5 protein-coding genes are annotated in these 4,239 nt (G+C 38.2%); all 5 read right to left on the bottom strand.

Going from position 1 to position 4,239, the window contains the following annotated elements; translation table 11 throughout:
* Nucleotides 1-290 precede the first annotated feature (290 nt).
* The 5 genes from ACFPPD_RS23260 to ACFPPD_RS23280 all read right to left on the bottom strand — a co-directional run bounded on the left by ACFPPD_RS23260 (nt 291) and on the right by ACFPPD_RS23280 (nt 3,943).
* Entirely contained in the window at nt 291-980 is a 690-nt protein-coding gene (locus ACFPPD_RS23260; protein ID WP_209751970.1) for a GIY-YIG nuclease family protein, read from the bottom strand.
* A 220-nt stretch (nt 981-1,200) separates the two neighbouring features.
* Nucleotides 1,201-1,749, bottom strand: a complete 549-nt coding sequence (locus ACFPPD_RS23265) for a hypothetical protein (protein WP_209751972.1) — start codon at nt 1,747-1,749, stop codon at nt 1,201-1,203.
* A gap of 871 nt (nt 1,750-2,620) precedes the next feature.
* Complete coding sequence (locus tag ACFPPD_RS23270; protein ID WP_209751974.1) at nt 2,621-3,307, bottom strand: HEAT repeat domain-containing protein; 687 nt, start codon at nt 3,305-3,307, stop codon at nt 2,621-2,623.
* A gap of 237 nt (nt 3,308-3,544) precedes the next feature.
* Nucleotides 3,545-3,688 (bottom strand): hypothetical protein, encoded by a 144-nt coding sequence (locus ACFPPD_RS23275; protein WP_378083547.1) that lies wholly within the window; start codon nt 3,686-3,688, stop codon nt 3,545-3,547.
* Nucleotides 3,689-3,697: 9 nt separating this feature from the next.
* Nucleotides 3,698-3,943 (bottom strand): hypothetical protein, encoded by a 246-nt coding sequence (locus tag ACFPPD_RS23280; protein WP_209751975.1) that lies wholly within the window; start codon nt 3,941-3,943, stop codon nt 3,698-3,700.
* Between the last annotated feature and the right edge of the window lie 296 nt (nt 3,944-4,239).

Raw genomic sequence — 4,239 nt, forward strand, 5'->3', positions numbered from 1 at the left:
ATACGATTAGTAAAATCCAAAAACAGTATCTAATTAATGATTTCATAATCTCCTCCGAATCAAACTTCAAAATCTGCATTAGGCACGTTTCATCTAACGTTCATGTGTTCACGACGTCCCACCACCCTAAAGGAGCGAAGCGACTGGCCGCGACGCGGTTGGGTGGTGCGGATGTGTCCGGCTGATTCCACTTCCCTGCTGCTGTCCATTGCATCCCTGAATCCTCATCTAACTTCTGCCGGACCGAGGGCCGAATGGCCCGAAGCGTGAACATGGTGTTATGTGAAGTATCAGTCTTCATCGAATAAACTTACGTTATTCTTGTATTCTTCAACATCTTTATTATACTTTGCATCTATAGCTTCCTGAGTAAATAAATCTTCACTGCAGACCGCTATTGTAGTGAATCCAGACGACAAGAATGTTTCAACGTTTTTATTAATTGGACTATCTGGATTAAATGTTTTATCATTTTCGTCATTACCATCAATTACAAATGCTAAGTCCGTTCTTCTGATATATTGATCCTTTAAATAATCTGCAATATATTGGTCCTTGGTTACTTCTAAATAAACCCTATCAGTAGTTTGATATATTCTGACTGATGAAATATCATGATTCAAATACTCATTAAATAACTCTTTTAATTTTGGTAATATCTCAATAGCCTCATAAATAGTTTCATTATTCTTATTGCTATTTGTGAGATTCTGAATTAACTCAATTGTTTTATTTAGTGGATATTGAAAAAACTCCCTATTCGGATTCACTCTGAAGTCAATTAATTCCAAATGTATTGTCTTTTCTAAACTATCGCAGTCTTCAGTAAAAATTTCATATGCTACCTTGAAAGGTGTAGGAACTCCAGTACTACTTGATAATTGTCTCGCCCTCTCACTTGAGTTTAAAGAAGTTTTTCCTATTTTGACCAATCCCTTAAAGCTTTCATTAATTAGCACATAAATATATCCGTTATTCACTTGAACTGATCTTCCTTTCTTTACTGATATTTCACATAACGTTCATGTGTTCACGATGTCCCACCGACTTAAGGCGACGAAGTCGCCGGGCGCGACGCGCTTAGTCGGTGCGGATGTGTCCGGCTGAATTCACCCTCGGCACTTCTGCATCGGTCCGGACCGAGGGGCGAATGCCCCGAAGCGTGAACATGGTGTTAGGTGAAGTTGGCTGCTTCTCGAGTTACTCCTCATTAAACTTCTGTTCTTTATCTGCTCTGTAAGAATTGTAATCAATCAATATGTATTCTATTTTTTTATCTTCATTTTTAAGTACAAAATCAATGTATTTTTTTCCATAATTATATCGTAATGTTTCATATTCTTCGTAAGGTTCAAACCTAAAATTCGGATTCCCATACTTTTCTATTAATTTATCATATGTATCTCCAGCCTTGACTCCTCTATTAGTATTCAATGTATCCAACTCAGCAAAGACAAGATAACTTTCATTATCATTAGTTAAAAAGACCAGTCTTAATTCTGGAGACTCATGATTTGGATACACTGCATTCAATCTTCTTATATCACCAAACCCACTTATGTATCCGTTATTATTATCTTCAAAATCTTCACCAAATCCCAACAAAGATTTAATCCTTAAAACGTTTACTTGATCATTTATTTTTACTTCATTGTAATAAATATCGAAATCCTCTGGTTCTAAATTTGATGATATTGGGGTATCTTTCGCTAATCCAAATAAAAGAATAAGTATAAATAATAATCTCAAATTATTACCCCCACTAGCCAATTTCACCTAACGTTCATGTGTTCACGACGTCCCACCACCTTAAGCCCGAAGGGCGGCCGCGATGCGGTTAGGTGGTGCGGATGTGTCCGGCTGATTCCGCTTCCCTGCTGCTGCCAATTACTTCCCCGAGTCCACATCTAACTCCTGCCGGACCGAGGCGGCTCGTCCGCCGAAGCGTGAACATGGTGTTATACGACGGGATCATTGAGCAACCTTCATATCTCACTTATTCAATAATGTCATTGTTCATTTTATTATTCCTTGAAATCATCAATAAAATTACTGTATTAATAATTACAACTCCTGGAATAACAAAAATGAAAATAATAGTAGAGAATTGTAGATTAGTTTCAAATAAAAGCCAGATGTAAAATAGACTCGCGAAAAATATACCAATGCTATTTGCAATTCCAATTCCTTTCATAACGTTCCTTGTTTTTTTATATCTAATTATTCCAAACGTTAAAGATAGTATGATTGTCATACAAATAAAAAAAAGTACAGGTATTAGTATAAGTGTAATAGGATCAATGAAAATAATCTCCTCCATTTCCTTTGGAATGCAATCATTTTTATAAGTTTTTTAGATCTTGGTATTATTAGCATTGCTTCGTCCTGTCGTATAACGTTCATGTGTTCACGACGTCTCACCACCTTAAGCCCCAACGGGGCGGCCGCGATGCGGTTAGGTGGTGCGGATGTGTCCGGCTGATTCCGCTTCCCTGCTACTTGCCAAATACTTCTTCGAACCCTCATCTAACTCCTGCCGGACCGAGGGCCGAATGGCCCGAAGCGTGAACATGGTGTTATCTGAAGGAACCGACTTCTTTGAAATACCGTCACTCAGGTTTTATTGTCGTTTATTTATTCTTTCTATAGCAAAGGCTGCTGACTCTTTAATATCACGTATTTTAATGATTGATAACTCTTCTAACAAATCCAAGTCTTCAGTATTACCAATATCAGACAATGTAGAAATGGAATAAATAATATCGCCTTTATTCTTTCTAAAGTCTTCTTTGCTTCTCAAAATAATATCCAAAATTACTTTCCGTGCTTCAGGGTTTCTAGATTTCTTAAGAGCACGAATTGCAGAATGTCGAATTGCCCAATCTTGATGGTGTACGAATTGAAAAATGGGATCTATTTCAATGAAATCTGGTTTATTTAGTTCTGAGATTCGATCTAACATGCTACTAATCACATATTGATCAGATTCTAGCCTTAATTGATTAATTAGGAATTGTAGTGCCTCATGCTCTTCGAATTTTTGAACTAATTTAGAAAGTATGAAATATGCCGCATTCCTAGATGACTTCATATCTTGACTTCTTGAGTTGCTAATAAGATCAACTAATACGGGAATCAAGTCTTTATCGTTTAATATTTCTGCTTCTCGATGTGCTTTGAAACTGATTGATTCATATGAACTTTTAGCATTATCGACTGTAGACATTCGATTAATAAGATTTCGTATGTATTTTTCTTTGCCTTTAGCTTCAGAAAAAATATTAAAGAAACTTGTGAGCTTTCTCATTTAGTCCCTTCTTTCGGTTTATCATTCTTTCGGTTTACGGTTCTTTCAGATAACGTTAATGTGTTCACGACGTCCCACCACCTTAAGCCCGAAGGGCGGCCGCGATGCGGTTAGGTGGTGCGGATGTGTCCGGCTGAATTACTTACAGTTGCTGAGCTGCTCCAGTCGAATTCTCTTCCCTACTTCTGCCGGACCGAGGGCCGAATGGCCCGAAGCGTGAACATGGTGTTAGGCGATTTACCCGGCATCCCTGAAATACGTTAATAAAATGTCCCTTATGTCCCTTATGTCCCTTATGTCCCTTATGTCCCTTATGTCCCTTATGTCCCTTATGTCCCTTATGTCCCTTATGTCCCTTATGTCCCTTATGTTTCTTTGCATTCCAGAGGCTTATTTAGTTATTAAATCAATAATTAAACCGGCAGCAATAAAAGATATTCCGAAAACTAGATTAACTTTCCTGTCATTAATTCCAGCTCTCTCACAGATAAAAACAGTTACACCGATGATTAAGAAAAACAATAGTGATTCAATGTATGATCCATTCTTTGAAATTGTATATTGATTATTGATTAACTGAACAATTCCAGAAAGAACTCCTACTACAAAAATAAAGACTGGTATCCTGAGCTTCATTGAATTCCTCCATCAACAAATGTGTTTTAATGCATTTCGGGTATTTCGCCTAACGTTCATGTGTTCACGACGTCCCACCGACTTAAGGCGACGAAGTCGCCGGGCGCGATGCGCTTAGTCGGTGCGGATGTGTCCGGCTGATTCCGCTTCCCTGCTGCTGCCTATTACTTCTTCGAATCCTCATCTAACTTCGGTCCGGACCGAGGCGGCTCGTCCGCCGAAGCGTGAACATGGTGTTATGTGAAGTTCCTGTCTTCCTGAATCTTCTCTCAAATGATCTTATTGTCTCTAAATAA

The sequence above is a fragment of the Cohnella suwonensis genome, assembly GCF_042655365.1.
Classification (GTDB): Bacteria; Bacillota; Bacilli; order Paenibacillales; family Paenibacillaceae; genus Cohnella; species Cohnella suwonensis.

Coding starts and splice junctions, on each gene's coding strand:
- ACFPPD_RS23275 (WP_378083547.1), bottom strand. CDS start 3,688: ATGCAAAGAAACATAAGGGACATAAGGGACATAAGGGACATAAGGGAC.
- ACFPPD_RS23280 (WP_209751975.1), bottom strand. CDS start 3,943: ATGAAGCTCAGGATACCAGTCTTTATTTTTGTAGTAGGAGTTCTTTCT.
- ACFPPD_RS23270 (WP_209751974.1), bottom strand. CDS start 3,307: ATGAGAAAGCTCACAAGTTTCTTTAATATTTTTTCTGAAGCTAAAGGC.